A 25,261-nucleotide genomic window follows, 5' to 3' on the forward strand; every position below is an offset into this window, starting at 1 on the left:
TTAGTTTCCCCCTACAATTTCTCTCAATTTTTCTTCAATTACATGTATGTCATCACCTTGAAGTGGACGTGGATCAATATCAAAGAATCCTTGTCTTACTCCGTAATCACGTGTATAGATTGCGATTTCCCCTTCGCGTAATGCTGTCACAACGTCTTTTGCCGATTTATTTAACTCTTTTTCGCTAATATGAATACGTGCTCTAAAGATTGCTCTTCCAGCTTCATCTTGAACAATCGTTACATTTACACCTTTTAATTCTTTTAGCGGCATAAGTACTTGTAGCAATTCTTTTTCTTGCTCACTTTTATCTTCTTTTACGCCGTACTCATCAAGCGCTTGAAGTAAGCCGAAAGTTGTTTCTTTCCCAACTTTCATACTTCTTCCGATGCAATGTAATTGCACTTTCAGCCACTCAATATATTTTCGTTTCCCGCCAACAATACCAGAAGTAGGTCCTTCAATTGCCTTTGAACCACTATAAATGGCAAGGTCTGCATACTTCACATATTTTTGAATATCTTCTTCAGCTGCCGCATCAACGATAAGTGGTACGTTATTTCGCTGCGCAACTTCCCATGCTTCTTCAACAGAAATCATATTTTTTTGCACGGCGTGATGGGATTTCACATAAAGAATCGCTGCTGTATTCTCACCAATTGCATCTTCAATATGCTCTGCTTTCCCTTCATTTGCGTAGCCAACTTCTACAAGTTTACCGCCGCCTAAATAAATCATCGTTTCGACTGGAGCACCGTATTGAACGTTATGCCCTTTTAACATAATCACTTCGTTTTTCGCGATGACCTCTTGATGAAGTCTTTCACTTTTACGGCGATTTCCTTCTGTCACGATACCAGCGATAGAAAGTGCAATTCCGCTCGATGCTGAATTCACAACGACCGCTGCCTCTGAATCTAGAATTCTCGCAATATGGTCTCCCGCTTTATCTACTAAATCAGCAATTTCCACATAATTTTGTCCACCATGTTTCATCGCATCCATCACTGTATCTGTCGGAGCGGATACACCTAAAATACTCATTCTACCGCTCGCATTAATTACTCTTTTTAATCCGTACTTAGCATTCAATGAATGACCCATTGATGACAACCCCTTTCGTATCAATTCTTCTTTCAGCAATGCGCTGATCCCCTTCTGAATCAATTAACGTAACCTTCTCATCTTTCACCGTAAATAAAGTTAAGTTTGCAATATCGCCTTCTTGAATACGACCAAGCTCTGGTTTTTTCAGCCACTCTGCCGCATGTTTCGTAACCGCATCAATTACTTCTTCTAGCGGATAACCTAAGTAAAGGAATTTCGAAAGAACGTGAGCCATACTATACACGGGACCGTGTATACGATTCTTCCGGTAAATATCTGTACTAATCGTATTAAAGGTGATATCGTGACGCTTCGCCGCTTCTGCTACTTTAAAAGAAAAACTAGCATTACCGTGACCAACATCTAAATGAACACCGCGCTTCACTGCATCTAGTAATACAGGTAGCGGTTTTCCTTTTTCATCAAATAAATTATTTTCTTTCCCGTTTAAGTAATGTGTAATGACATCATCTTTTTCTAAAAGAGGTACAACTTCCTCTATGCGAGGAGGTGCTGAACCGATATGTACCATAATCGGCAATGATGTTTCACGAGATAACGAGCGTGCAACATGAAGCGGTTCAATTCCACTGTCACAAACGACACTTTTACTCATTCTCGCCTTTAACCCAACGATTACATCTTTATACTTTTCTACTGCTTCTATTACTTTCTCTTTATCGATCCATTCCATATTGGATAATTCATCAATTCGTTTCAAACCGATGCGAGAAATATTTAAAAAGGCAAATAAATTCGTTTTTGCCTGCTCCCTACTTTTTACTAAATCTGCAATACGATCAGCTCCGCAGCTGCCCGCATCAACAATTGTCGTTACCCCTTGCTTAACGCCAATTTCATCCACCTCATCGCCATACGGATCAAACTCCGGAAAAGCATGAACATGTAAATCAATCCAGCCGCTCGATACGTAAGTACCTGAGTAATCAAGAACCTTTCCACCTTCGCCAGCACCAGCTTTCGTCACCTGTGCGATTTTATTATTTTCAATTACAATGTCAATCTCTTCCCCGTTCACACGTTTTACATTACGTAGTACGAATCGTTCTGTCATTGTACTTCCACCCTTTTCTATAAGAAGCCATAAGAATACGCTTACATTAAAGTTTCATTTTATATGTCTTTCACACGTTTAGCGTAACACAAAAAAAGGGAGAAGTAAATATAACGTTATAATGTTTGAAAGTGAATAAAAAGATGCTCCTCCAAAATGGTAATAGTATAGGAAATTATATCAACGATTTTTTGAATATATCTATCATAACTTACAATATATCAACGATTTTTCAATTATATCTATCATAACTTATAATATATCAACGATTCGACAAGGAATATCGATTTACCGACAAGAAACGTCAATTCCTTTCTTATATAAAAAAAGCTGTCCCAAATGGCACAGCCTTTTTCTTTATTCCTGAACCGTCACAATAACCCCATCCATATTGTTCCCGGAAATTTCATACTGCTTGTTTGCTGGAACGTTCACTTTCATATTCTCAGAAACTTTATAATAAGAAACAGTATATTTCTTACCTTCTACTTCAGTTGAAATCTCTTTTTCCTCTTTTAAAAACTCTAAATATTCCTCTAGTGTGAAATTTTTTTTTTGCATAATTGCGCTATGAGGTAGGCCAACATAACGGATATGCCATGGCTCATATTGAATTCCAGTAATGTTACTTTTATTTTTCGGATAACGTAATACAAAGCCATGCTTCCATACGTTCTCTTCGATCCATTTTCCTTCAGGCGCTTTCTCCATCTTCTTTTGCGTTGATCCAACGTCTAGTGATAATCCTAAATTATGTTCACTATATCCTGCTGGAAGCGCGTAATCAGATCCCATTTCTTTATATAATTTACTTTGTTCTTTAAAATCTCGATACCCACTACTCATTAAGAAATGCTGTACGCCATCTTTTCCAGCCGCATCGACAACGTTCAAAAACTTTTTTACAACATACTTTGATAAACGAAGATTTCTATCAAATATTACGTAGCCTCTCACTAATTCACTATTATGATTTACATTTATAATATCAGACCTAATACTATCTTTTTTTACTGGATAATCCCTATTAACTAATAATAAATCACCCTTATAAATTTGTTCCTTCGTAATCTCTTTCCTCTCGGTATTTGTCGCCTTTACTAGCTCATCTTTTCCGACAATTTTAACATCGATTTCCTTCTGAAATAACGGTGATATATAAAAGCCTACACATACTGTGCATGCTATAAAAAAAGAAATAAATACCCACTTTTTCATTTCTAGTTCCTCCTTAACGTAACTTACGTATAGAATAGAAAAAACTATTAAAATAAAAAGTGGGGTAAAGTTTAAATTTTTATTAAATTGTTAAGTTCTCGTCTTTTGGCAATCGCACTTCAAACATTGTTCTAACTACATTACTTTCAGCAGAAATTGTACCGTTATGCTGCTCAACAATATTTTTCGCAATAAACAGTCCAAGGCCTGTCCCGCCACGGTTCTCAGTTCTCGATTTATCACCTGTATAAAACATATCAAAAAGATACGGTAAATCTTCTTCTGGAATACTATCTCCATAATTTATAACTTGTACGACAACTTCTTCATTATCGATATACCCATTCAGATCAACAAATTGCCCATCATATCCGTATCGAACGGCATTTGTTAACAAGTTTTCAAATACTCTAGCTAACAATTTTCCATCACCGTTAATTGGCAAATGAGGATCAATATTCAACCTAGCTTGTAAATGATGTTTCTCTAATAAAGGATACAATTCCTCATCTAACTGTATAAGTAGTTCACTTATATCAATCGGCTTTTTATCCAGCTTTAGCATGCCATAATTCATACGTGTAATTTCAAATAACTCATCAATTAAACTTTCGAGCCTTTGCGATTTCGTATATGCAATTGTGGAGAAATGTTTAATTTGTTCTTTTGTTAAATTCTCATCTTTAAGAATTAAATCTAAATATCCTAAAACGGATGTTAACGGTGTTCTTAAATCATGAGCTAAATTCACAACGAGCTGATCTTTACTACTTTCAGCAAAGTCTCCTCTTTCCACCGCTTCTTTTAACTTTTCACTCGCAACATTTATTTCACGTGCGATATCTCCAAACTCATCGTTTGATGAAACTTGAACTTTATTCGTAAAGTTACCGTTCGCAAGATGATGAATCCCGTTAGAAATCTCACTAAAATACTTTAAATACGGTTTTGTCAAAAAGAAGAAAAAGATAATAGATAACGGAATAAAGAAAATTAAAAAGAAGTTAATGTCTCCAAATTCCCTTACCACTGACCTAAATTGCGCTAAAGGCTCTTCGTAGCGAACCATCGTTTTATAATACAGCTGCAATCCTTTATAAATTATATAAGTTACAGTTGCTGCAAGCACCATACTTAACGCAAATAAGGCAATCATTTTAAATCGAAAACTTTTCATCATATTATCCATTGAAAGTATAACCTACTCCCCACACTGTTTTTATTAATTTATCCTTTCTTTTATCTTCCCCAAGCTTTTTCCGCAACGTACGAATATGTACCATAACTGTATTTCCGCCTTCATAATAATCATCTGCCCATACTTGCTGAAAAATATTTTCCACATTATACACTTTCTTCGGATGGCTCGCTAATAAATATAAAATATCAAACTCTTTCGGTGTTAACTCAATTTGCTCTCCATAGACGTTCACTGTTCTTCGCTCAGGATCAATAATAACTCCGCCTATCTCTAAAGCAGATTTATTCTCCGCTACTTTCGGCTGATTTAATGTAAGAAACCTACGTAATTGTGCATTTACACGCGCAACTAATTCAATCGGTGTAAAAGGTTTCGTCATATAATCATCTGCGCCTAATACAAGACCTGTCACCTTATCAAAGTCCGAAGTTTTCGCACTTAAGAAAATGATTGGCATATGGTGCTTCGCGCGAATTTGACGCGTCACTTCATACCCATCCATTTTCGGCATCATAATATCTAAAACCACTAAGTCGATTGGCTGCGTTTCAATAATATGAACAGCCTCTTCCCCGTCCGCTGCCTTCACGACATGGTACCCTTCTTTTTCTAAATGTATCTCAATTAAATCGGCAATTTCTGCCTCATCATCCACTATTAAAATTGAAATGCGCTTCATTTTACTCCCCCTTTTATACGCTCGATTGTAAACTAGTCTATCCAATTTGTACAATACGAAAAGGTTACTCGCGGGAGTAACCTTTGTAAATGAAATTTATATCGGCGATTTTTCAAATATATCGACCACAACTTGAATTATATCGGCGATTTTCCAATTATATCAACCGTAACTCGAATTATATCAGCGATTTTTCAGTTATATCGACTTACCGACAATTACCGACGAAATTCGCCCGCTATTTGAAAGACTCAACCTACCGCTCCAAAACAATTCGCTGTTTCGTGATCTCCGCCAACCTTCCGCGGTCTACTTCATACTCAGCTTCAACACTTTGCGGCACCATAACTTTTCCGCCCTTAAGCGTCACTTCCGGCGAAATAATATCCTGCTCCCAATGTCTGCTAGAAGCAGATATATCGCCCGGAATCGTAAAGTTCGGCAATGAGGCAAGCGCAACATTTTGTGCTCTTGAAATCCCCATCTCCACCATACCGCCGCACCAAACGGGTATGTTGTGCTCCATGCAATAATTATGGATTTGAACCGATTCTGTTAATCCGCCCACTCGCCCTGGTTTAATGTTCACAATTTGGCAGCTACCAAGGGTAATCGCAACGCGTGCATCTTCTAAACTATGAATACTTTCATCTAAACAAATCGGCGTTTCAATTTTCTTTTGCAACTCCGCGTGATCAAGAAAATCATAATCGGCTAACGGTTGTTCAATCATCATTAATTGGAATTCATCTAGTCGTTTCAGCCTCTCCGTATCCCCTAATGTATATGCTGAATTTGCATCTGCCATTAGCGGGATATGCGGAAACTCTTTTCGAATCTCTTTCAATAATTCGTAATCATGCTCTGGCTTTATTTTCACTTTAAAACGCTCGTACCCTTCTTCTGCGTACTTTTCGATTTGTTTTAACATAACCGGAATTGTATTGATACCAATTACAACACCGACCTCAATTTCAGGTCTAGTCCCGCCTAGTAATGTCGCTAATGACTTCTTTTGTCGCTTCGCATATAAATCCCAAACAGCTCCTTCTATTCCTGCCTTTGCCATTCGGTTTCTTTTTATATGCTGGAACAAACTTGGCACTTCATTCGGATGAGAAATTTCAGCCTTTAATAAATCAGGTAATAAAAAATCTTGCAGTACATGCAATGCTGTCTTCACTGTTTCTTCCGTATACCACGGTTCAGAGAAGGCGACGACTTCGCCAAATCCAATGTATCCGTCCGTATCCTCTAATTTAATAACGATGCTCTCACGCTTCTCATACGTTCCGTAGCTTGCAGCAAACGGGATTACGAGTGGCATTTCTGTTATATGAAGTGTCGCTTTTTTTATTTCCACCTACATCTGCTACTAAAAATATAGACAAATGTATATTCTTAGAGTATTCCTGCTTCTACGTGCCCTGCCTCGCTAATCACTTGCTACTACAGTTTGCTGTGACACTCCACAGGCGTAAATTCCGATGTAGCCCACCGTACATATATACAATCTATTTACGTTAGTATTGTATATTTTTTTGCTTGTAAAAGGTTGATAGATGCATTTAAATCTCTATCCATTACATTTCCACAATCACATGTATATACTCGGTCAGACAGCTTTAAATCCGACTTTTTTTGACCGCAACATGAACATATTTTAGAAGATGGATAGAATCTGTCCACTTGCCGTAGTTCAATTCCATATTCCCTACATTTCGTTGATAACCATGTTTTAAAAGCATAAAAACATTGTTGCGCTACAGCTTTAGATAGATGTTTGTTCTTCATCATACCTTTCACATTCAAATCTTCTACTGTAATAAACATTGGCTTGGTTTTCACCACATCATTTACAATAGACTTTACATACGCTAATCGAATATTTGCTAGCCTAGCATGTAGCTGTTGCACCCTAAGAATATTTTTGTTTATATTCGCTCTTTTATTAGTAACAGGTTGTTCACCTCTCTTTCTTATATTTTCAAATTTGCGTGATAAAGAGCGTTGTTCACGTTTTAACCGTTTTTCTATCTTTTTTACTTGTACTGTTTTATTTATATTTTTGTGAGTTTTTCCATCGCTACGTACAGCGAAGTCTTTAATTCCCAAATCAATTCCTATACCTACTGCATTGAGAATTGAATTTGGTTTTACCTCTTTCACTTCACAGAGTATAGACACATAGTATCTTCCTGCTCTTTGATATACTGTACCACTTTTTACAGTTGTATTTTTTGAAATATATCCATACTCTTTTAACCTTATCCAACCAATTGTAGGGACTTTTACTTTATGTCTTTCTACTGTCCAATCTGTTTTGTTGTTTTTCGGAAAGTAGCACTTCACATCTTGCTTCTTCTTTTTTTTATATCGTGGAAACTTAGATAAACCTTTAAAAAATCGCTTAAAAGCTTTATCTCCATTCATAATCGCTTGTTTTACCGCTTTGCTCGACACTTCTTTAATCCACTGGTCACACTCTTTTGTATGAATGTTGTTTAACCATTTAGAAAAGTCATAGCCACTAAGAAATTTCCCATCCGACTCATATGCCTCTTTATTTTTAGAGATATACAGGTTATATACATATCGACACACCCCAATAGTTTGACGGATTTTACTAACTTGTTCAGTTGTCGGTTTGATTTCTATTAAATATGCTCTTTTCATAAATCTTCATCCTCCGACATTTTCTTTTTGTATTTTCTCAACCCATATATTCTACCGCTAAATACATGAATGATAGATATTAAATCCTGCACAAGTTCTTCTTGAGGAGATAGTTTTTCATTGTTAACAATCATAATTTCCACTCCCATTTTACGAAGAAACTTTTCAAACCACTCATATCCAAAACGTACAAATCTATCTTTGTGTGCAATGATGATAGTCGAAATATTTCTTTCCATACAACTGTCAATCAGGTTATTCCACTGTTTTCTTTTGTAGTTTAATCCGCTACCAATATCTTTGATAACTTCATCTACAATCATCCCTCGTGCATTTGCGAATGTTTTTAAAAACTCAACCTGATTTTCTAAATCATCTTTCTGACCTGGATTTGATACTCTTGTGTAAATAACTACTTTGCCTACTTTATTTTCTTCTTGAATACCCATATATTCCTTATACTGTTCTTCTGTATAGTATCATCTTCCTTTTTGGTTTCGGTAAGCAGTTAAAACACCTTGATTGTCCCACCTTTGCAATGTCTTAACAGAGACATTAAGCATTTCTGAAAATTCTTTTGGTTTATATTGTTTCATAATTACTTTTTATTATATATGCCTACTTTTGTCTATGTTTTTGTTTACTGTTTCTTTCTCCTCCACTAATTCTCTTAACTCTCGTCTTAACAATTTTTTCGAAGCGTTACGTGGTAATTCCTCTAAGAAACATGCTTTCTTCGGCACTTTATATTTCGCTAATTTCTCCTCGCAAAAGTGAAGAATTTCTTCTTCTGTTACCGCCCCGCTTTTCACAACAAAAGCAGCGGGTACTTGTCCCCATTTATCATCAGTCATACCTACAACACCAGCTTCCGCTATCGCTGGATGGGACAGCAACACTTCTTCAATTTGAGCCGGATATATATTCTCTCCGCCAGAAATAATTAAATCACTGCGGCGATCTAATACGTATAAAAATCCTTCTTCATCTAAATAACCGAGGTCGCCAGTATGAAGCCATCCGTTTTGAATAGTCTCACGCGTCGCATCTTCACGGTTAAAGTAACCACCTGTTACGTTCGGTCCTTTTACTACGATTTCACCTTCCGCATGTGGCGGCACTACTACGCCATCTTTTTCAATACGAAGTTGGCACTGAAATAGTGGCTTTCCAGCTGATCCTACTTTCGTTAACATGTAATCTGCGGACAACGTACAAATTTGCGAAGACGTTTCTGTCATACCGTACGTTTGATACACAGGAATTCCTTTATCTACACACGTTTCTAATAACGGCTTCGGCGCTGGTCCTCCGCCAAGTAACATACATCGTAAAGAAGATGGATATGTTTCTTCTCCAAGTCTCTCTAATAAATCAGTTAACATTTTTGATACGACTGAAATAATCGTTACGCCTCTCGTTTGAAGTGCTGTATGAATAAAATCAGCATCATATTTCGGAACGAGTAAAATGCGCATGCCGTACATAATATTTTTCATTAGAAGAGATAACCCGCCAACATGGAACATCGGCATACACGCTAACCAGCAATCATCATCACGAAGTCCTAAATTAAGCGAAGAGCCAACCGCGCTTGCCCAGTGATTGCCGTACGTTAAAATAACACCTTTCGGTTTTCCTGTCGTCCCTGACGTATAAATAATCGTCATCGCTTCTTCTAAAGAGAATTCTTCTTGTATAGAGGCTTCCTCTTTTGGTCCATTCATCACTTCGGCGAATGAATAGACAGGAACATCTTTAGCATCAAATTCTTGATCGGTCACTAAACAAATAACTTCAGCATCATCCATTTGCCAAAGTAGCTCTTCTCTTGAAAGACGCGTATTTAAAAGCACAGCTACTGCCCCTACGTACGATAGGGCGTGAATAACTGTAATCATCTCCATACCATTTTTCATCAGAACAGCCACCTTTTGCCCTCGCTTCACTCCAACATGCGTGAGACGTTCACAAACAGATACTACTGTTTCATGCAGCTGCATAAAAGTAACTTTCTCTTCCTCTATTTCAATTGCAGTTCGATCTGGTGTTAAAAACGCACGTTGCATTAACCAATTTGGCATAGTTTCCATCATACATTCTCCTTTCATGAAAGAAAGAGACTTGATATGACATCAAGTCTCTTAGTTGTTTTGTTTCCGGTTTGTCACATCCAGCTACAGCAGCTAGAATGTTCGGTGGCTTCACTTCTTCCTACGAGGCAAAAAACGCCTCTACGTCAGAAGCTCCATCCCCCTCACATTCTAAGCGAGCCGCTTCCGCTTTTGATTTGATCAAGGGAAACGAGGGAATTGACCGAAGTCCGGACTGCGTTTTTCTTTGAACGCGTCGCGACCTTCTTTTGCTTCGTCAGTTGTGTAGTACAATAACGTTGCATCTCCAGCTAATTGTTGAATACCAGCTAGACCGTCTGTGTCTGCGTTGAATGCAGCTTTTAGGAAACGAAGTGCCATTGGGCTGTTTGCTAAGATCTCTTGTGCCCATTGTACTGTTTCTGCTTCAAGTTGTTCTAATGGTACTACTGTATTTACTAAGCCCATATCAAGCGCTTCCCCAGCACTGTATTGACGGCATAGGTACCAAATTTCGCGAGCTTTCTTGTGGCCTACCATACGAGCTAAGTAACCAGCTCCGTATCCACCGTCAAAGCTTCCTACTTTAGGACCTGTTTGTCCGAATACAGCGTTGTCTGCAGCGATTGTTAAGTCACATACGATATGAAGTACGTGTCCACCACCGATTGCATAACCTGCTACCATTGCGATAACTGGTTTAGGAATTGCGCGAATTAGACGTTGTAAGTCTAATACGTTTAGACGTGGGATTTGGTCGTCACCTACATATCCACCATGACCACGAACTTTTTGGTCGCCGCCAGAACAGAATGCACGTCCACCTTCACCTGTTAAAATGATAACGCCAACATTTGCATCATCACGAGCTTGTGCAAAAGCGTCGATTAACTCCATTACCGTTTTTGGACGGAATGCGTTATGTACTTCAGGACGGTTAATCGAAATTTTTGCGATACCATTGTATGTTGAATAAATAATATCTTCGTAATTGCCTTCTTTTATCCATTCAATAGCCATTACAACTACCTCCTTGTATATTTCTGATTTCCTCTATAAGTGTAACTTCATTCTTAACTGAAAAAAGCATCACTGCATAGTTTTTAGAAATCCCTTTACTATTGTATCAAACTTTTCCGGTTGTTCCACATGAATTGCATGGCCAGCACCATCAATTTTGACAAATTTCGCGTCAGAGACGCATTTTTCGATGTTTTTTAATATGCGAAAGAACTTTTCATCATGCTCTCCGTTCATTAAAAGAACAGGTATTTTTAAGTTTTTCAGCTCATCCCACCATGAAGGCTGAGCCCCAGTTCCCATGCCTCGCAAGCTATTTGCGAGCCCTTTTGGGTTGTTAGCAAGTCGTTCTTTTCGCACCGCTTCTTGTACGTTTTTTGCTAAACGTCTTTGCGTTTCAAAAAGCGGAATATTTTCCCACATCGATACAAAACTTTCTATGCCTTCTCGCTCAATTTTATCGGCAAGTCGATCATCTTTTTCACGACGTTCTTTTCTATCTGCTTCGTTTTCGAGCCCAGCTGTACAATTTTCTAATAAAAGAGAATGTACATAATCTGGATATAGACATGCCATCGTAATCGCCAATCTACCGCCCATTGAATAGCCAAGTATATGTGCTTTTTCAATATGAAGATAATCTAATAGTTCTTTCATTTGCAATGCCACATTTCGAATGTCATAATGCGCAACATCTTCAGGACTCTCGGTCTTTCCATGTCCAACAAGATCCACTACAATAACTTGAAACTGCTCACTCCATGAAGAGATAAAAGAACGCCACGTTTCCATGCTTCCCGTAAAACCATGAAGAAGTAGAAGTGGTTCCCCGCTTCCGACTACTTCATATTCATACGATACACCTTGCAGCGTTACTTTCATTTTGATTCACCTTGTAAAGATGTAGTAATTACGTCCATCGTTTTTGTCCATAATGTACGGTGCAATGTTAAGTTCTCATCACGATTCGTACAAATTTCCACAACGTTTAAACCTTCCGCCCTTGTTCCCTTTTGTACCTCTTCTCGGAATTGCTCCCAACCGTTTACACGGCTAAATGAACCACCGTACATTTTGACAACGTGCTCATAATCAAGTCCAATTGGTGTTCCAAATAATGATTCAAAATGTTCCTTTTTCTCATACTGTGGTAAGAATGAGAAAATACCCCCGCCATCATTATTTACAACGACAATTGTTATGTTTAATTCATGTAATTTCGCTGCTAACAGTCCATTTAAATCGTGATAAAATGATAAATCACCAATCACTAATACAAGTGGGTCGCAAATAACGCTCGCTCCTAGAGCTGTCGAAATGATTCCATCAATACCATTTACACCACGATTTGCCATCACATGGATATTTTTATCCGATGTGAAGAAGAATGAGTCTGTATCACGAATTGGCATACTATTGCTCGCAAATAACGTTGCGTCTTCTGGTAATACGCGCACAATATCTGTAATAACCTTTCCTTCAAATGCAGTTTCATATGTTTCCATTTCACGAAGCGTTTCCTTCGTTTTTTCGTTTATATGTTGCCACATACTGAACCAATCATTCTTTTTCATAACTGGCATTTTTTCTATTAATGCCTTGCAGAATTCAATGTCACTTGCTTGCACAACTTCTGTCGCAACAAGAGCTGGATCTCTCCATTGTCCTGATTCATCGACAACGATATGAACTGCTTTTGTTTGTTTTTTTATGAACTGCGTTAATGATTTAGAAATAGGCATACCACCAAAGCGAATTAAAACGTCCGGTTTCCATGTTTCTTTTAACTGTTCATTTCGTAAAAATGTATCGTAACAGTCAATTACCATCGTTTTATCGTGGTGTCCGCTACGAATATTAGAAAGTGGGTCTGCTAATATAGGATAGCCAGTTTTCTCAGCTAATTGCGTTGCAAACATTGCAATTTCTGCATGACTATCATCTCCACAAATAATAAGCCCCTTTTCCATATGTGAAAGGCGCCCTACAAGAGAATCTACATATTCACTCGGCATCACCGCGTTTCCTTGCTGAACTACTCCTGTATATTCACTACGTCCTTTATCCCATAAGCTTTCTAGTGAGAAATCAGGGATAAGCGGCTCGCGAACTGGAAAATTAAGATGAACAGGACCCTGCGGCGCTAAACAAGCATTTGCTACTATACGCTGCGTCGTCATACGAGCGTAATGATACATCGCCTCACTTGCTTCTGGCAGTGCCATCTCTGTAAATTGTTTCACAAAAGTACCGTATAAATTAAATTGATTCATTGCTTGTGGTGCACCCACATCTCTTAATTCATGCGGTCTATCCGCTGTTAAGACGATAAGCGGGACCCTTGAATGAAAAGCTTCACATACAGCTGGATAATAGTTCGCTGCTGCTGTTCCTGACGTACATAATAATGCTACTGGGCGTTTTTTTGCTTTCGCAATACCGAGCGCAAAAAATCCTGCAGATCTTTCATCTACATGTAAATAAGTGTTCATTCCTTCATGTTGTTCCATTAGTAGAGCAATCGGCGTTGACCGTGAGCCTGGACTAATGACAACATCACATACATTTAGACGCGTCAGTTCATCCACGAACGCGCCTAAATAATATGATAATGCTTCTATATGATTGTTCATTTCATTAATTCCTCCAAAGCACCAAGCATCGGTCTAAACTTCAAACTTGTTTCTTCATATTCAAGTTGCGGTACAGAATCAATTACAATCCCGCAACCAGCAAATAATGATGCTTTCTCGCCATTTAATAACCCGCAGCGGAGTGCAACCGCAAACTCACCATTTCCTTCATCATCTATCCAGCCAATCGGTGCGCCATATAATCCTCTGTCTAACAATTCAACATCACGAATCAGTTTCATCGCTTCCAAACGAGGTGTCCCGCCAAGAGCTGGTGTTGGATGTAATTCTTCTACCATTGTTAAAAGACTCGCATCGCCCTTTGCCTCTACAGGCGTATATAAATGAATTAAGTTTTTCGTTGTTAATAAGCCCGGACTTTCCGGAATATTAACAGATTCGCAGTGCTCATTTAATACTCCTCGAATCATGTTTACAACATAACCGTGTTCAGCTAAATTCTTTTCATCATGAAGAAGCGCATTACTATTTCGCTTACTTTCTTCTATAGATTGACCATGACCAGTTGAACCAGCAAGACACATCGAAGTAAACTTCTCATCTTCTTTGCGAATTAACCTCTCTGGCGTCGCTCCTAAGAAGCATGCTCCTTTATAATCAAAAGAAAATACGTAACAATCCGGTTGCCCAATGCGAAGTGCTTCTAAAACGAGAGCAGAATCAATATGATGATCCATTTCTACTTTTAGCTCCCTCGCTAATACAACCTTCTGCACGTTCCCCTGCTTCATCTCATCTTGCACTTTCTCAATGGCATTCATCCAGCTTTTTGGATCTACTTCCACTTTAGAAGTAACTGTTAATTTCGATCCTTCTAATGCACATTTACTCTCCCCAAAAATTTTCTCTTCTAAAGAAACAATTTCGTTATAAAGAGTTTCTGCACAATCTGTTGCTGAAACGAATGTATTCATTGTTAACCATGCTTTTTCATTTTTTACAGTTAATAAAAATGCTGGTAGTGAAAATGTCGTATCATCGAATTCTTTCCATAAGTCCGTTTTCTCTTTTTCTTGGTCAAATGAAAATCCACCAAATAAAAGAGGACCTGTTCCAAATTCATATTTTTCTCTTTGTACAAATGCTTTCTCTTTTACTTTATCCCACTCGTCACGAGCCGCTTGAAAGCGTTTGTGAGAAGAATTTGCTATAGTGAAAACAGAGCCAATTCCAGCAAATATTACATGCTGAGCTGGATCTGCAAAATAACATCTATTTTCCAATGCAATCCTTTTTCCTGCTGCATAAAACAGAAGCGGATCCATCCAGTCTATTTGTTTTACAAAACTAACCAATATTTTTTCATCAGTTGCATGCTTAATGGCTGCACTAAGAACTTCTTGCAAGCCTTTTTGTTTCGTTTGAATCACAATTGTCTCCCCCCTATGGGCGAAAAATAGTCATAATTACGCTTGATTTTAAGATACACCTCAAACGAAAGGCCTGTCAACGTTTAGCATTTCTGAGAAATTCACCTTCTCTTCCTAGAAAATAAACGTTGACACTAAATGATGCTTTTTCTACACTTAGTTGTGTACAATATGTGACCAAAGGAGGATTCAACATGGAAATGAACGTCGAAACGAATTCCTCTCCTACGGCGCCAAAACCAAGCAAGCAAACAGGCTGGCGCATTTGGTGGAGTTTACTACGTCCCCATACATTAACAGCAGCTTTCGTTCCTGTTTTCATCGGAACAGCCTATGCAATGCAGGTCGGAGGTATAAATCAAATACATCTCCCTCTTTTCCTTATAATGCTTCTTGCTTGTCTTCTCATTCAGGCAGCAACAAACATGTTTAATGAATACTTTGATTATAAAAGAGGACTCGATCACGAAGGTTCAGTTGGTATCGGCGGCGCTATCGTTCGCGATGGCATTCAGCCAAAAACAGTGCTTAACTTAGCATTTGGATTTTTCGGCATCGCAATACTATTAGGTGTTTATATTTGTATGAATTCTAGCTGGTGGCTTGCTGCAATCGGTCTTGTTTGTATGGCCGTTGCTTACCTTTACACGGGTGGCCCACTTCCCATTGCCTATACACCATTTGGAGAGTTAACAGCCGGATTATTTATGGGTGTTATCATTATTGGAATTTCATTCTTTATTCAAACTGGAACTGTAACATCAGAAGTCATTTTACTATCTATTCCAAGCTCCATTTTAATTGGTGCCATTTTACTAGCTAATAATATTCGTGACTTAGATGGCGATAAAGAAAACGGTCGTAAAACGTTAGCAATTCTCGTTGGACGTGAAAGAGCTGTTGGTGTACTTGCTTCGATGTTCATCGTTTCCTACATTTGGACAATTGCTTTAATTATCGTGGGCATCGTATCACCATGGATGCTTATCGTATTTTTAAGTGCACCGAAAGCATTTAAAGCGACGAAAGGCTTTATCGGCAAAAGCATTCCAATGGAAATGGTACCTGCGATGATTGCAACAGCAAAAACAAATACAATCTTCGGTTTCCTAATGGGAATCGGATTATTACTTGGATATTTCCTTTAAAAGGAGCTGCTAACGCGGCTCCTTTTTCATATACCAATTTCAGCTCATAATTCCTACTCGCAACGCTCATACTATGTAAAGAAACTGAATTGTAGGAAGGTGGACGACTATGTTAACTCCACAACAAATAAATCAATTTAAATCCGTTTTAGAAAAGCAAAAGCAAGAACTAGAGCAAACGATACAAACACATGAAAATGAAGATCGTGCATCTGAACGCGAGTCTGTTGGAGAATTATCTAGCTATGATAACCATCCAGCTGATATGGCTACAGAGCTATATGAACGCGAAAAAGACTTCGGACTTATTGAACTTTGGCATAAACAGCTAGAGGATACGAAACATGCCCTGCAAAAAATAGAAGCGGGTACGTACGGCATTTGCGAAGTGTCTGGTGAAGAAATTCCGTTTGAAAGATTAGAGGCAATGCCGACTGCTACAACATGCATCCAGCACACGATAAATAAGTTAAATATGAATACACGACCAGTTGAGGAAGAAGTGTTATCCCCTTCTTTCCATAAACATGATGAAGATCGTTCTGTTGAGTACGATGCAGAAGATGCGTGGCAAGATGTTGCCAATTATGGAACGTCTGAAACACCGTCTGATTTAGAAAGACGAGATTCGAAAAATTATAACGGCATGTACGTAAATAGTGAGGAAAATGTAGGATACGTAGAGGATTTTGAAAACTTTATCGGTACGGATATGTATGGAAAAAATCCGCAAGTTTTCGCTACAGAAGAGCATGAAGAATATGAACAAATGCTTGATGACTTTGAAGAGCGTACGTTTAAGGGCGAACTATCTTCAAATGAGTCGAGTTCCAAAGAATAAAAAAAAGCATTCCGAAAATCGGAATGCTTTTTATCGCTAGCTAATTAGTTTTTTGTAACGTTAGCAGCTTGTGGTCCACGGTTACCTTCAACGATTTCGAAAGAAACTTCTTGACCTTCTTCTAAAGTTTTGAATCCGTCACCTTGGATAGCTGAGAAGTGAACGAATACATCGTCTCCACCTTCAACTTCGATGAAACCGAAACCTTTTTCGCTGTTGAACCATTTAACTTTACCTGTTTGCATGTCATGTACCTCCTAAATAAAAATGAAACTATGAATCCACATGAAAAGGTGGATATAAAGGACATGAATGTATAACAAGCTTACAGCCTTTAATTCAACGTGCTTTATTTCCGTACCACATTATGTAGCTCAATAGTGATTTCACTATATCACGCTATATCCAAAACGTCAAATGAGAACACTTTCATTCCACCATTTTTTTATAATTTTAATATAATGTTGAATTTCCATATTCATATTTTAGCCCGGTATTTGTGGATAATTTGATTGGCGGGAGCTGCTAATCCGTTTGGGTTGGTCCCATTTTATTTGAAAATTAACAAAACTAAAGTATTCTAATCCTATTAAATTCTGTACAATATAAGTATCTATTACATACGAGGTGAAAAAAATGAGAGCACATGAAATCGAGTATAAGTTATACGGAGATGATATGCAGTTTGTTGAAATTGAGTTAGATCCAGAAGAAAGCGTGATCGCAGAAGCTGGCGCAATGATGATGATGGAAGATTACATAGAAATGGAAACAATCTTCGGTGATGGTTCTGGCCCATCTGGAGGTTTATTCGGAAAATTAATGGGCGCTGGTAAGCGTCTCGTTACAGGCGAAAGTATGTTTATGACTGTATTTACAAATACAGGTCACGGCAAACGCCACGTCTCATTTGCTGCTCCTTATCCTGGTAAAATTATTCCTGTAGATTTAACAGAATATCAAGGAAAAGTAGTTTGTCAAAAAGATGCCTTTCTTTGTGCCGCAAAAGGTGTTTCTATCGGAATTGAATTTACGAAAAAAATAGGAACTGGTTTCTTCGGTGGTGAAGGTTTTATCATGCAGAAACTTGAAGGTGACGGTCTTGCTTTCATGCACGCAGGTGGAACTGTATATAAACGTGAATTAAAACCTGGTGAGAAACTTCGCATTGATACAGGTTGTCTCGTTGCTATGACAAAAGACATTAACTATGATGTCGAGTTCGTTGGAAAAGTAAAAACAGCTCTATTTGGCGGCGAAGGTTTATTCTTCGCAACGTTAGAAGGACCTGGAACAGTTTGGATTCAGTCCTTAACACTTAGCCGATTAGCAGCACGCCTTACAAGCCCAGCAGCGCAAAGTACTGGCGAAAGTAGTGTATTAGGTGGCCTTGGTCGTTTATTAGATGGGAAAGAGTAAACTGTGCCCTTATGTGGGCATGGCCATCAACTAATAAAATAATAAAATTAAAACACCCTTGCTTGCAGTAATAAAGTGAAAGGGTGTTTTAATTTACGTCTACAAACGAGAAAAAGCAGTTAAAATAAAGTAATAAGGTTTACTTCAGGAAAATAAGGTATATTATATTTGTTGAGTAGATTCTCTTTAGAGACAAGAAAAGTAGGTGAACAAAGTGGGAAAATATCAATTGGATTCCAAAAGTCAGGTAGCTGTGGCAAAGTTCCATGAAAAACAGAAGCCTGCCAAATTTGATAAAAAGCAGCAACTTGAAAAATTGCGTATGGAGTATTTGAAAAAGAAGCAAAAACAAACAGATAAATAATATGTTTTATTTTCCGAATTTTTTCTGTATGTAACGCAAACAAACACAAGAAAATAGGTAAGTTATTCATCATTCAAATATATACAGGCTATTTTTTCAAACCTCTTACTTATGCAACTAACGCATGCGTCAGTTCATTAAGAATAACTAAAAAAGTCGATTCCTTGAGATGAAAAAGAGTAAACAGTGCCCTTATCAGGCACTGTTTTATTTTGACATTATAATTTCCTCCACTGATTTAGGTAAGCGATACAAGCTATTCCCCACCTCCAAAAGAATGAATCAAGTTCCTCACCGCATATATTAAACTATACCTTTTCTTAAGGAGGGCTACCTTAATGCGTACTCCTTTATCCTTTGATAAAGAAACTGCCATACTGTTAGCTTCTTGTTGTGAGTTAACGTATGAACAATATAAACAAAATGGTATTTTCGAAATACCAGATGGTTTTCAATATGTACAAGGTTTTCAAGGAAAGGCCATTCAAACAACAGAATGGTTCGGATTTATATTAGAATCTGAGGATACAATTATCGTTGCCTTCAGAGGCACTCAAACAGATCCAGATTGGATTATTGATTCTCTCGTCAATCAAAAACCTTATCCTTATGCTTTAAATGGCGGAAATGTCCATAACGGTTTTCTCTCTATTTATGAGTCTTGTCGTGATTCTATTATGGATATGCTCGTATCATTGCCAGCACATAAAAAACTGCTAGCTACTGGGCATAGTCTAGGTGGCGCGCTTGCCACATTACACATATTAGATGCACGTATAAATACTGCCTTCGCACAGTATGGACTTTATACATTCGCTTCTCCAAAAGTAGGAGATATCGCTTTTCGAAATTATTATAAACTACAAGTAGCTAGTAGCTTTCGTTTCGTCAACTTATTCGATGTCGTTCCACTTCTCCCTCCCCGAAACATAAATTTTAATGATCATGACTGGGAGTATGCACACGTCCATCACAACATGACATTTACAAAAAACACAAAATCCATTACAAATAATCATTCCATTACAACATACAAAACATGTCTGACTTCTCATTTTTAACCAGTAAACAATTGGAAATAAAATATTCGTATACTATAATAATCTATGAAGTTATTTTTGGATGAGGGGACCTTACATGTTAAAATTTATCTTCGCATTTTTCCTTATTGTAATTTTTACGGTTACAGGTTTCTTTACATTTTCATACTTTGCGACAGGAGAGTATGATGGGGCAGGTATCATATATACCACTGTTCCATTTCTTTCTTAAGCAAAATAAATAAAACGAGCTTAATTTTATTAAGCCCGTTTTATTTATTAATATCCATTTCTGTTGGTAAATCGATAATATATCTCCCAATATAGCAACCTCTTTAAAACTGTTTAACAGCATTACCAATACCCCAAATTTCATTACTGTACTGCAAAATCGTTCGATCGCTCGCAAAATGACCAGACTGTGCAATATTTAAAATCGACATTTCTAGCCACTTCGTTCGGTTCTCATAAGCTCTACCGACAGCTTCTTGTCTTTCAGCATATGGACCAAAATCTCGCAGAACGAAATATTCATCATTTTGAATAACGAGAGAATCGTAAATTGCTTCAAATTCGGCTCCCGACTGTGCAAAGAAACCATTCGTTAACTGATCTACTACCTTTTTAATGTGCCCATTGTGGTGATAATAATCACTTGCACGATATCCACCATTTTGATAGTAATGAAGAACCTCTTCTGCTGTTAAACCGAAAATGAAACAGTTATCATCACCGACCCTGTCTTTTATTTCAATATTCGCTCCGTCTAGCGTTCCGAGTGTAATCGCACCATTCATCATAAATTTCATATTCCCTGTTCCCGATGCTTCTTTACTCGCAGTTGAAATTTGTTCACTTACATCGGCCGCTGGGAATATATCTTCCGCTAAAGAAACTCGATAGTTTTCTAGAAAGATAACTTTCATATATTGGCTTACGTACGGATCATTATTCACTTTTCTTGCGAGTTCATTTATTAATTTAATAATTTTTTTCGCGTAATAATAGCCAGGTGATGCTTTCGCTCCAAAAATAAAAGTACGCGGATAAAATGTAAAACTAGCATCCTCTTTCAGACGGTTATACAAATATAAAATATGAAGAACGTTTAGTAATTGTCGTTTGTAAGCATGCAGTCTTTTTACTTGCACATCAAAAATAGAATTAGAATCAATTGTAATCCCCATTTTATTATGAATGCGCGCCGCTAAAATTTCTTTACGCTCTTGTTTTACCTCTGCAAATTTCTCTTGGAAACTCGCATCGTATTGAACTAATTGTAGCTCTTGAAGCTTAATCGGTTCTTTCTTCCACTCTGTTCCAATCGCCTCTGAAATAAGGTTTGTCAGCTGTGGATTCGCCTTCATTAACCAGCGTCTATGAGCAATCCCATTCGTTTTATTATTAAACTTATCTGGATAAAACTCATAAAACAATCGCATTTCACGTTGCTTTAAAATTTCCGTATGAATTTTTGCTACACCGTTTACGCTATGGCTACCGACAATTGCCAAATGAGCCATTTTCACAAGATCATGTGCAATAATCGCCATCTCTTCAATACGATGCCATTCATACGGATAACGTTCCCAAAGCTCATGACAGAAACGTTCATTAATCTCTTCAATAATCATATAAATTCTCGGTAATAACGGTTTAAAAATGTGAATTGGCCACTTCTCAAGCGCTTCTGATAACGTCGTATGATTTGTATAAGAAATCGTTTGCGTCGTTATGTGCCAAGCTTCTTCCCATGCTAGTTTTTCTTCATCTAATAAAATACGCATCAATTCTGGAATCGCCAAAACTGGATGTGTATCATTAATATGAATCGCAATTTTCTCATGTAATTGACGAAGATCACCATATCTTTCTCTATGCATACGAACGATATTTTGCAAACTTGCTGATACAAGGAAATACTGTTGTTTCAAACGAAGTATTTTCCCCTCATCATGCGTATCATCTGGATATAAAAACTCCGATACCGCCTCTGTTTCACGCTTATATTTCAAAATATCTTTGCAATTTTGCGGGAAAGGAACTGGTTCAGCATTCCAAAGTCTAAGTGTATTTACAGTACTCGTCTCATAACCTACTACCGGAACGTCATATGGTACTGCCATAATCACTTCTGCATTCGTATGCCTAAACTCTAAACGTCCATCAATGTATAGCGGTTCAACATTGCCGAAATAACTTACTTCTACAGCTTGATCATGCCTTCTTACTTCCCATACGTTTTCATGAAGAAGCCATTGTTCTGGAAATTCAACTTGGTAACCATCAACGATCTTTTGATCAAATAAGCCGTGTTTGTAACGAATGCCACAACCATGACCTGGTAAGTTTAACGATGCAAGTGAGTCAAGGAAACAGGCTGCTAATCGTCCAAGTCCACCATTTCCAAGACCTGCATCTGCTTCCACTTCTTCTAACTCTTGTAACGAAATCCCTAGTTCAGATAACCCCTGCTCGCATACATCTCGAATACCTAAATTCAAGATGTTACTTCCAAGCAAACGTCCAAGCAAAAACTCAATAGACAAGTAATACATTTGCTTTTGCTCTCCGGATCGATAACTCTCGTTCGTTGCAATCCATTGACCATTCATATACTCACGTACCATATGGCCGAGTGTATTATATTGATCACGAGTTGTAGAGTCTTTGAAACTTTTACCATACATCGTCTCTAACTTTTCTAGAAAAGCTGATTTGAAACTTTCAACATGAGTAAACATTTCTTCACCACCTACATGTTATTCCATGAGACTTTTATACAATTTCTTATAAGCAAGAGCTGACTTCTCCCAGCTATAATCTTCCGTCATCGCTTGCTTTACAAGCTGCTCCCATACCGGTTTATCATGATAAAATTCAATTGCACGAAGAACTGTGTGCAACATGTCATGTGCATTAAAGTTCGTGAAACTGAAACCATTTCCTTCTCCAGTTTCTTCATCATAAGATTGTACCGTATCATTTAATCCGCCTGTTTCTCTTACAATTGGAATCGTACCGTAAGCTAATGCGATAAGTTGTCCAAGTCCACACGGTTCAAACAGTGATGGCATTAAAAATAAATCACTTCCCGCATATACTTGGTGAGCTAATTCTTCATTAAAGCCGATATACACTTTTACCTTCTCAGGATACTCGTATGCCATCCACTCAAAGAATTGCTCATATTCCGAATCACCTGATCCTAAAATAATGCATTGTACATCTTCCTCCATTATTTCACGGAATACAGTACGTACTAAATCAAGACCTTTTTGCTTCGTTAATCTCGTTACCATTGAAATAATCGGCGTATCTTCTTTTTCTGGCAAACCGAAATAACGCTGCAAGGCGCGTTTATTTTCATTCTTTTCCTCTAATGACTCTGCATCGTACTGAGCAGTAATATACGAATCCGTTTCTGGATTATATACGCTCGTATCAATTCCATTTACAATGCCGCTAAGCTTATCATTATATTTTCGTAACAACCCATCTAACTTCTCACCGAAAAATTCATATTGAATTTCTTCTTTATATGTCGGGCTAACCGCTGTAATTTGATCAGAAGCGATAATACCGCCCTTCATAAAGTTCACATTTCCATAAAACTCTAACTGCTCACTATGGAAATATTCATCACCAAGTTCTAACAAGTCGTACATCACTTCAGGAGGAAATACACCTTGGAACTGCAAGTTATGAATTGTATATACCGTTTTAATATGCTCATATAATGGGTTATCTTGATACTTTTCACGTAGTAAAAAATTAACCATAGCTGTATGCCAATCGTGGCTATGAAGAACATCCACTTCGAAATCAAGATGCGGAATACACTCTAAAACTGCTTTCGAAAAATAAGAAAAACGCTCTCCATCATCATAATGACCATACAGAGAATCCCTCTTAAAATAATACTCATTATCTATTAAGTAATACGTAATCCCGTCTTGCTCACCTTTTAAAATTCCACAATATTGATTTCTCCACCCAAGCGGGACGTTAATTACTTTATGTAACGTACATCCATCTCTTAACTTTTGCGGAATGAGACTATAATTCGGAAGTATAATACGAACGTCCACTCCTAATTTTTTCAGCTCTTTTGGGAGCGCACCCGCTACATCAGCTAATCCTCCCGATTTCACAAACGGTACACATTCTGATACTGCAAATAAAATATTCACTTGTTGTCCCACTGCGCGAAAAGTTTTTATTACTCCTCTTGCAGCTTCCCCCCTTCGAGTTTTCATTTGAATTAAAACTTTAATCAGTGGAGGAAGACCCCCACTGATTCTTTTAAGAATAACTATTAATCGTACTGTTTTGAACGCTTCCTTTTTCTACAACGTATGGCTCATCGGCGTTTCCTTTTAGTACAACACCGTCACCAATTTTCACGTCTTTATCAATAATAACACCGTCTATTATACAGTTATCTCCAATTTGGCTCTTTTGCATAATAATACTGTTACGAATAATTGAACCTTTTCCAATTTTAACTGAACGGGAAACAACACTGTTTTCGACTTCCCCTTCAATAATACTACCGTTTGCAATCATTGTATTTTTCACGACTGCACCCTTTAGATAACGAGTTGGTGGCTCATCTTTTACTTTCGTAAAGATCGGTGCTTCTTTCTTAAATAATTGCTTCCAAATAGCAGGTTGCAAAATTTCTAAGCTATGTTTATAGTAACTTTCAATCGAGTCAATAATTGCTACATATCCAGTATGTTCATATGTAGCAATGTGTAATGATTTCCCGCGCTTTTCTCTCACTACATCAAATAAACTGTATTGTTCCACATCTTTATATGACTCAAATAAGTCTAACAATAATTGTTTCTTTAACACATATGTTTGAAGCGAAACCCCTTCATGGCAAACTTCCGTAATATCAGCTGCCGTATGTATATGTCGCTCTAACACCGCTTGAAAATTTAATGCTGTTACGAGATGGCTATTCGTAATAACAACGTACTCTTCTCTGCTTCTTAGAAAATAATCAATATGTCTTCTAAAGTGTGCAAAAGACCCAAATTCATCTTGGTCACATTGGCAGTTTGGCGGGAATAAAAATAGTCCGTCTCGTTTTCTATCTAAATCCCACTGTTTTCCTGAACCAACATGGTCCATTAACGAACGATTTTTATGGCTTGTAAAAACTGCCACACTATGAATACTAGAATTCACCATATTTGAAAGCATGAAATCAATGAGTCGATAACGGCCCCCAAACGGTAACGCCGCTAGTGAACGATGCCCTGTTACTTTCTTTAAGGAAGGAAAACTTCCCGTTGCATTAATAATTCCTAACATTTTTTCTCCCATTCATTTCATCCCCCTT

22 protein-coding genes and 1 pseudogene are annotated in these 25,261 nt (G+C 37.7%); 6 read left to right on the plus strand and 17 right to left on the minus strand.

Annotated elements, in window-relative coordinates:
* From MKY21_RS24340 to MKY21_RS24400, 13 genes and pseudogenes are all read right to left on the minus strand, one after another.
* The gene (locus tag MKY21_RS24340) at positions 1–1,104 is read right to left on the minus strand and encodes a DgaE family pyridoxal phosphate-dependent ammonia lyase (RefSeq protein ID WP_061664539.1); all 1,104 of its coding nucleotides are present in this window, start codon (positions 1,102–1,104) and stop codon (positions 1–3) included.
* Positions 1,082–2,182, minus strand: a complete 1,101-nt coding sequence (locus tag MKY21_RS24345; RefSeq protein ID WP_086392315.1) for an amidohydrolase/deacetylase family metallohydrolase — start codon at positions 2,180–2,182, stop codon at positions 1,082–1,084. Before MKY21_RS24345 ends, MKY21_RS24340 begins: the two co-directional genes overlap by 23 nt.
* Positions 2,183–2,539: 357 nt before the next feature.
* On the minus strand, positions 2,540–3,400 hold the full coding sequence (locus MKY21_RS24350; RefSeq protein ID WP_016118793.1) for a D-Ala-D-Ala carboxypeptidase VanY: 861 nt from the start codon (positions 3,398–3,400) through the stop codon (positions 2,540–2,542).
* Between the two features lie 82 nt (positions 3,401–3,482).
* Positions 3,483–4,589, minus strand: a complete 1,107-nt coding sequence (locus tag MKY21_RS24355; protein WP_341077544.1) for a HAMP domain-containing sensor histidine kinase — start codon at positions 4,587–4,589, stop codon at positions 3,483–3,485.
* Positions 4,582–5,280: a response regulator transcription factor gene (locus tag MKY21_RS24360; RefSeq protein ID WP_000822516.1), complete on the minus strand. Its 699-nt coding sequence runs from the start codon at positions 5,278–5,280 to the stop codon at positions 4,582–4,584. The genes MKY21_RS24355 and MKY21_RS24360 overlap by 8 nt, the downstream gene beginning before the upstream one ends.
* A gap of 256 nt (positions 5,281–5,536) precedes the next feature.
* Positions 5,537–6,643, minus strand: a complete 1,107-nt coding sequence (gene menC / locus MKY21_RS24365; protein WP_044796388.1) for an o-succinylbenzoate synthase — start codon at positions 6,641–6,643, stop codon at positions 5,537–5,539.
* 155 nt (positions 6,644–6,798) lie between these two features.
* Entirely contained in the window at positions 6,799–7,956 is a 1,158-nt protein-coding gene (locus MKY21_RS24370) for an RNA-guided endonuclease InsQ/TnpB family protein (RefSeq protein WP_341077546.1), read from the minus strand.
* A pseudogene (locus MKY21_RS24375) lies at positions 7,953–8,552 on the minus strand (IS607 family transposase). Before MKY21_RS24375 ends, MKY21_RS24370 begins: the two are co-directional and overlap by 4 nt.
* Before the next feature lie 12 nt (positions 8,553–8,564).
* Positions 8,565–10,049 (minus strand): o-succinylbenzoate--CoA ligase, encoded by a 1,485-nt coding sequence (locus tag MKY21_RS24380; protein ID WP_000449593.1) that lies wholly within the window; start codon positions 10,047–10,049, stop codon positions 8,565–8,567.
* A gap of 201 nt (positions 10,050–10,250) precedes the next feature.
* A complete protein-coding gene (gene menB / locus MKY21_RS24385; protein ID WP_000963870.1) occupies positions 10,251–11,069 on the minus strand; it encodes a 1,4-dihydroxy-2-naphthoyl-CoA synthase in 819 nt (272 codons plus the stop codon).
* A gap of 69 nt (positions 11,070–11,138) precedes the next feature.
* Positions 11,139–11,951, minus strand: a complete 813-nt coding sequence (gene menH, locus MKY21_RS24390; RefSeq protein WP_000869211.1) for a 2-succinyl-6-hydroxy-2,4-cyclohexadiene-1-carboxylate synthase — start codon at positions 11,949–11,951, stop codon at positions 11,139–11,141.
* Positions 11,948–13,702, minus strand: a complete 1,755-nt coding sequence (gene menD / locus MKY21_RS24395; protein ID WP_016118797.1) for a 2-succinyl-5-enolpyruvyl-6-hydroxy-3-cyclohexene-1-carboxylic-acid synthase — start codon at positions 13,700–13,702, stop codon at positions 11,948–11,950. The genes menH and menD overlap by 4 nt, the downstream gene beginning before the upstream one ends.
* A complete protein-coding gene (locus MKY21_RS24400) occupies positions 13,699–15,093 on the minus strand; it encodes an isochorismate synthase (RefSeq protein WP_000616751.1) in 1,395 nt (464 codons plus the stop codon). Before MKY21_RS24400 ends, menD begins: the two co-directional genes overlap by 4 nt.
* A gap of 194 nt (positions 15,094–15,287) precedes the next feature.
* Here MKY21_RS24400 and MKY21_RS24405 point away from each other — a divergent pair, with 194 nt between their 5' ends.
* Together MKY21_RS24405 and MKY21_RS24410 are read left to right on the plus strand one after the other, a co-directional pair.
* Positions 15,288–16,241 carry a 1,4-dihydroxy-2-naphthoate polyprenyltransferase gene (locus MKY21_RS24405; RefSeq protein ID WP_044796381.1) on the plus strand — a complete coding sequence of 318 codons (954 nt, stop codon included), beginning with the start codon at positions 15,288–15,290 and terminating at the stop codon, positions 16,239–16,241.
* 109 nt (positions 16,242–16,350) lie between these two features.
* Positions 16,351–17,082, plus strand: coding sequence for a yteA family sporulation protein (locus tag MKY21_RS24410; RefSeq protein WP_044796379.1), 732 nt, complete (start codon positions 16,351–16,353; stop codon positions 17,080–17,082).
* A gap of 44 nt (positions 17,083–17,126) precedes the next feature.
* On the opposite strand, the gene cspD is transcribed toward MKY21_RS24410, so the two are convergent.
* Positions 17,127–17,327, minus strand: coding sequence for a cold-shock protein CspD (gene cspD, locus MKY21_RS24415; protein ID WP_001193054.1), 201 nt, complete (start codon positions 17,325–17,327; stop codon positions 17,127–17,129).
* Between the two features lie 391 nt (positions 17,328–17,718).
* Between cspD and MKY21_RS24420 the strand changes: the two genes are divergently transcribed.
* The 4 genes from MKY21_RS24420 to MKY21_RS24435 all read left to right on the plus strand — a co-directional run bounded on the left by MKY21_RS24420 (position 17,719) and on the right by MKY21_RS24435 (position 20,137).
* Positions 17,719–18,501, plus strand: a complete 783-nt coding sequence (locus MKY21_RS24420; protein WP_341077553.1) for a TIGR00266 family protein — start codon at positions 17,719–17,721, stop codon at positions 18,499–18,501.
* Between the two features lie 214 nt (positions 18,502–18,715).
* The gene (locus MKY21_RS24425; RefSeq protein ID WP_000521638.1) at positions 18,716–18,865 is read left to right on the plus strand and encodes a hypothetical protein; all 150 of its coding nucleotides are present in this window, start codon (positions 18,716–18,718) and stop codon (positions 18,863–18,865) included.
* 338 nt (positions 18,866–19,203) lie between these two features.
* Positions 19,204–19,926: a lipase family protein gene (locus tag MKY21_RS24430; RefSeq protein ID WP_001260134.1), complete on the plus strand. Its 723-nt coding sequence runs from the start codon at positions 19,204–19,206 to the stop codon at positions 19,924–19,926.
* Positions 19,927–20,002: 76 nt separating this feature from the next.
* Complete coding sequence (locus tag MKY21_RS24435; protein ID WP_000911065.1) at positions 20,003–20,137, plus strand: hypothetical protein; 135 nt, start codon at positions 20,003–20,005, stop codon at positions 20,135–20,137.
* Between the two features lie 103 nt (positions 20,138–20,240).
* On the opposite strand, the gene glgP is transcribed toward MKY21_RS24435, so the two are convergent.
* The 3 genes from glgP to glgD all read right to left on the minus strand — a co-directional run bounded on the left by glgP (position 20,241) and on the right by glgD (position 25,245).
* The gene (gene glgP, locus MKY21_RS24440) at positions 20,241–22,649 is read right to left on the minus strand and encodes a glycogen phosphorylase (protein ID WP_240853222.1); all 2,409 of its coding nucleotides are present in this window, start codon (positions 22,647–22,649) and stop codon (positions 20,241–20,243) included.
* Positions 22,650–22,667: 18 nt separating this feature from the next.
* Entirely contained in the window at positions 22,668–24,098 is a 1,431-nt protein-coding gene (gene glgA / locus MKY21_RS24445; RefSeq protein ID WP_033683981.1) for a glycogen synthase GlgA, read from the minus strand.
* A 112-nt stretch (positions 24,099–24,210) separates the two neighbouring features.
* The gene (gene glgD, locus MKY21_RS24450) at positions 24,211–25,245 is read right to left on the minus strand and encodes a glucose-1-phosphate adenylyltransferase subunit GlgD (RefSeq protein ID WP_000504163.1); all 1,035 of its coding nucleotides are present in this window, start codon (positions 25,243–25,245) and stop codon (positions 24,211–24,213) included.
* Between the last annotated feature and the right edge of the window lie 16 nt (positions 25,246–25,261).

Origin of the sequence: Bacillus sp. FSL R9-9497, assembly GCF_038005805.1 — a bacterium.
GTDB classification, from domain to species: Bacteria; Bacillota; Bacilli; order Bacillales; family Bacillaceae_G; genus Bacillus_A; species Bacillus_A cereus.

Excerpts from the sequence above, each read along its gene's own strand:
- MKY21_RS24340 (WP_061664539.1), bottom strand. The coding sequence starts at position 1,104 with ATGGGTCATTCATTGAATGCTAAGTACGGATTAAAAAGAGTAATTAAT.
- MKY21_RS24345 (WP_086392315.1), bottom strand. The coding sequence starts at position 2,182 with ATGACAGAACGATTCGTACTACGTAATGTAAAACGTGTGAACGGGGAA.
- MKY21_RS24350 (WP_016118793.1), bottom strand. The coding sequence starts at position 3,400 with ATGAAAAAGTGGGTATTTATTTCTTTTTTTATAGCATGCACAGTATGT.
- MKY21_RS24355 (WP_341077544.1), bottom strand. The coding sequence starts at position 4,589 with ATGGATAATATGATGAAAAGTTTTCGATTTAAAATGATTGCCTTATTT.
- MKY21_RS24360 (WP_000822516.1), bottom strand. The coding sequence starts at position 5,280 with ATGAAGCGCATTTCAATTTTAATAGTGGATGATGAGGCAGAAATTGCC.
- MKY21_RS24370 (WP_341077546.1), bottom strand. The coding sequence starts at position 7,956 with ATGAAAAGAGCATATTTAATAGAAATCAAACCGACAACTGAACAAGTT.
- MKY21_RS24380 (WP_000449593.1), bottom strand. The coding sequence starts at position 10,049 with ATGGAAACTATGCCAAATTGGTTAATGCAACGTGCGTTTTTAACACCA.
- menB (WP_000963870.1), bottom strand. The coding sequence starts at position 11,069 with ATGGCTATTGAATGGATAAAAGAAGGCAATTACGAAGATATTATTTAT.
- menH (WP_000869211.1), bottom strand. The coding sequence starts at position 11,951 with ATGAAAGTAACGCTGCAAGGTGTATCGTATGAATATGAAGTAGTCGGA.
- menD (WP_016118797.1), bottom strand. The coding sequence starts at position 13,702 with ATGAACAATCATATAGAAGCATTATCATATTATTTAGGCGCGTTCGTG.
- MKY21_RS24405 (WP_044796381.1), top strand. The coding sequence starts at position 15,288 with ATGGAAATGAACGTCGAAACGAATTCCTCTCCTACGGCGCCAAAACCA.
- MKY21_RS24410 (WP_044796379.1), top strand. The coding sequence starts at position 16,351 with ATGTTAACTCCACAACAAATAAATCAATTTAAATCCGTTTTAGAAAAG.
- cspD (WP_001193054.1), bottom strand. The coding sequence starts at position 17,327 with ATGCAAACAGGTAAAGTTAAATGGTTCAACAGCGAAAAAGGTTTCGGT.
- MKY21_RS24420 (WP_341077553.1), top strand. The coding sequence starts at position 17,719 with ATGAGAGCACATGAAATCGAGTATAAGTTATACGGAGATGATATGCAG.
- MKY21_RS24430 (WP_001260134.1), top strand. The coding sequence starts at position 19,204 with ATGCGTACTCCTTTATCCTTTGATAAAGAAACTGCCATACTGTTAGCT.
- MKY21_RS24435 (WP_000911065.1), top strand. The coding sequence starts at position 20,003 with ATGTTAAAATTTATCTTCGCATTTTTCCTTATTGTAATTTTTACGGTT.
- glgP (WP_240853222.1), bottom strand. The coding sequence starts at position 22,649 with ATGTTTACTCATGTTGAAAGTTTCAAATCAGCTTTTCTAGAAAAGTTA.
- glgD (WP_000504163.1), bottom strand. The coding sequence starts at position 25,245 with ATGGGAGAAAAAATGTTAGGAATTATTAATGCAACGGGAAGTTTTCCT.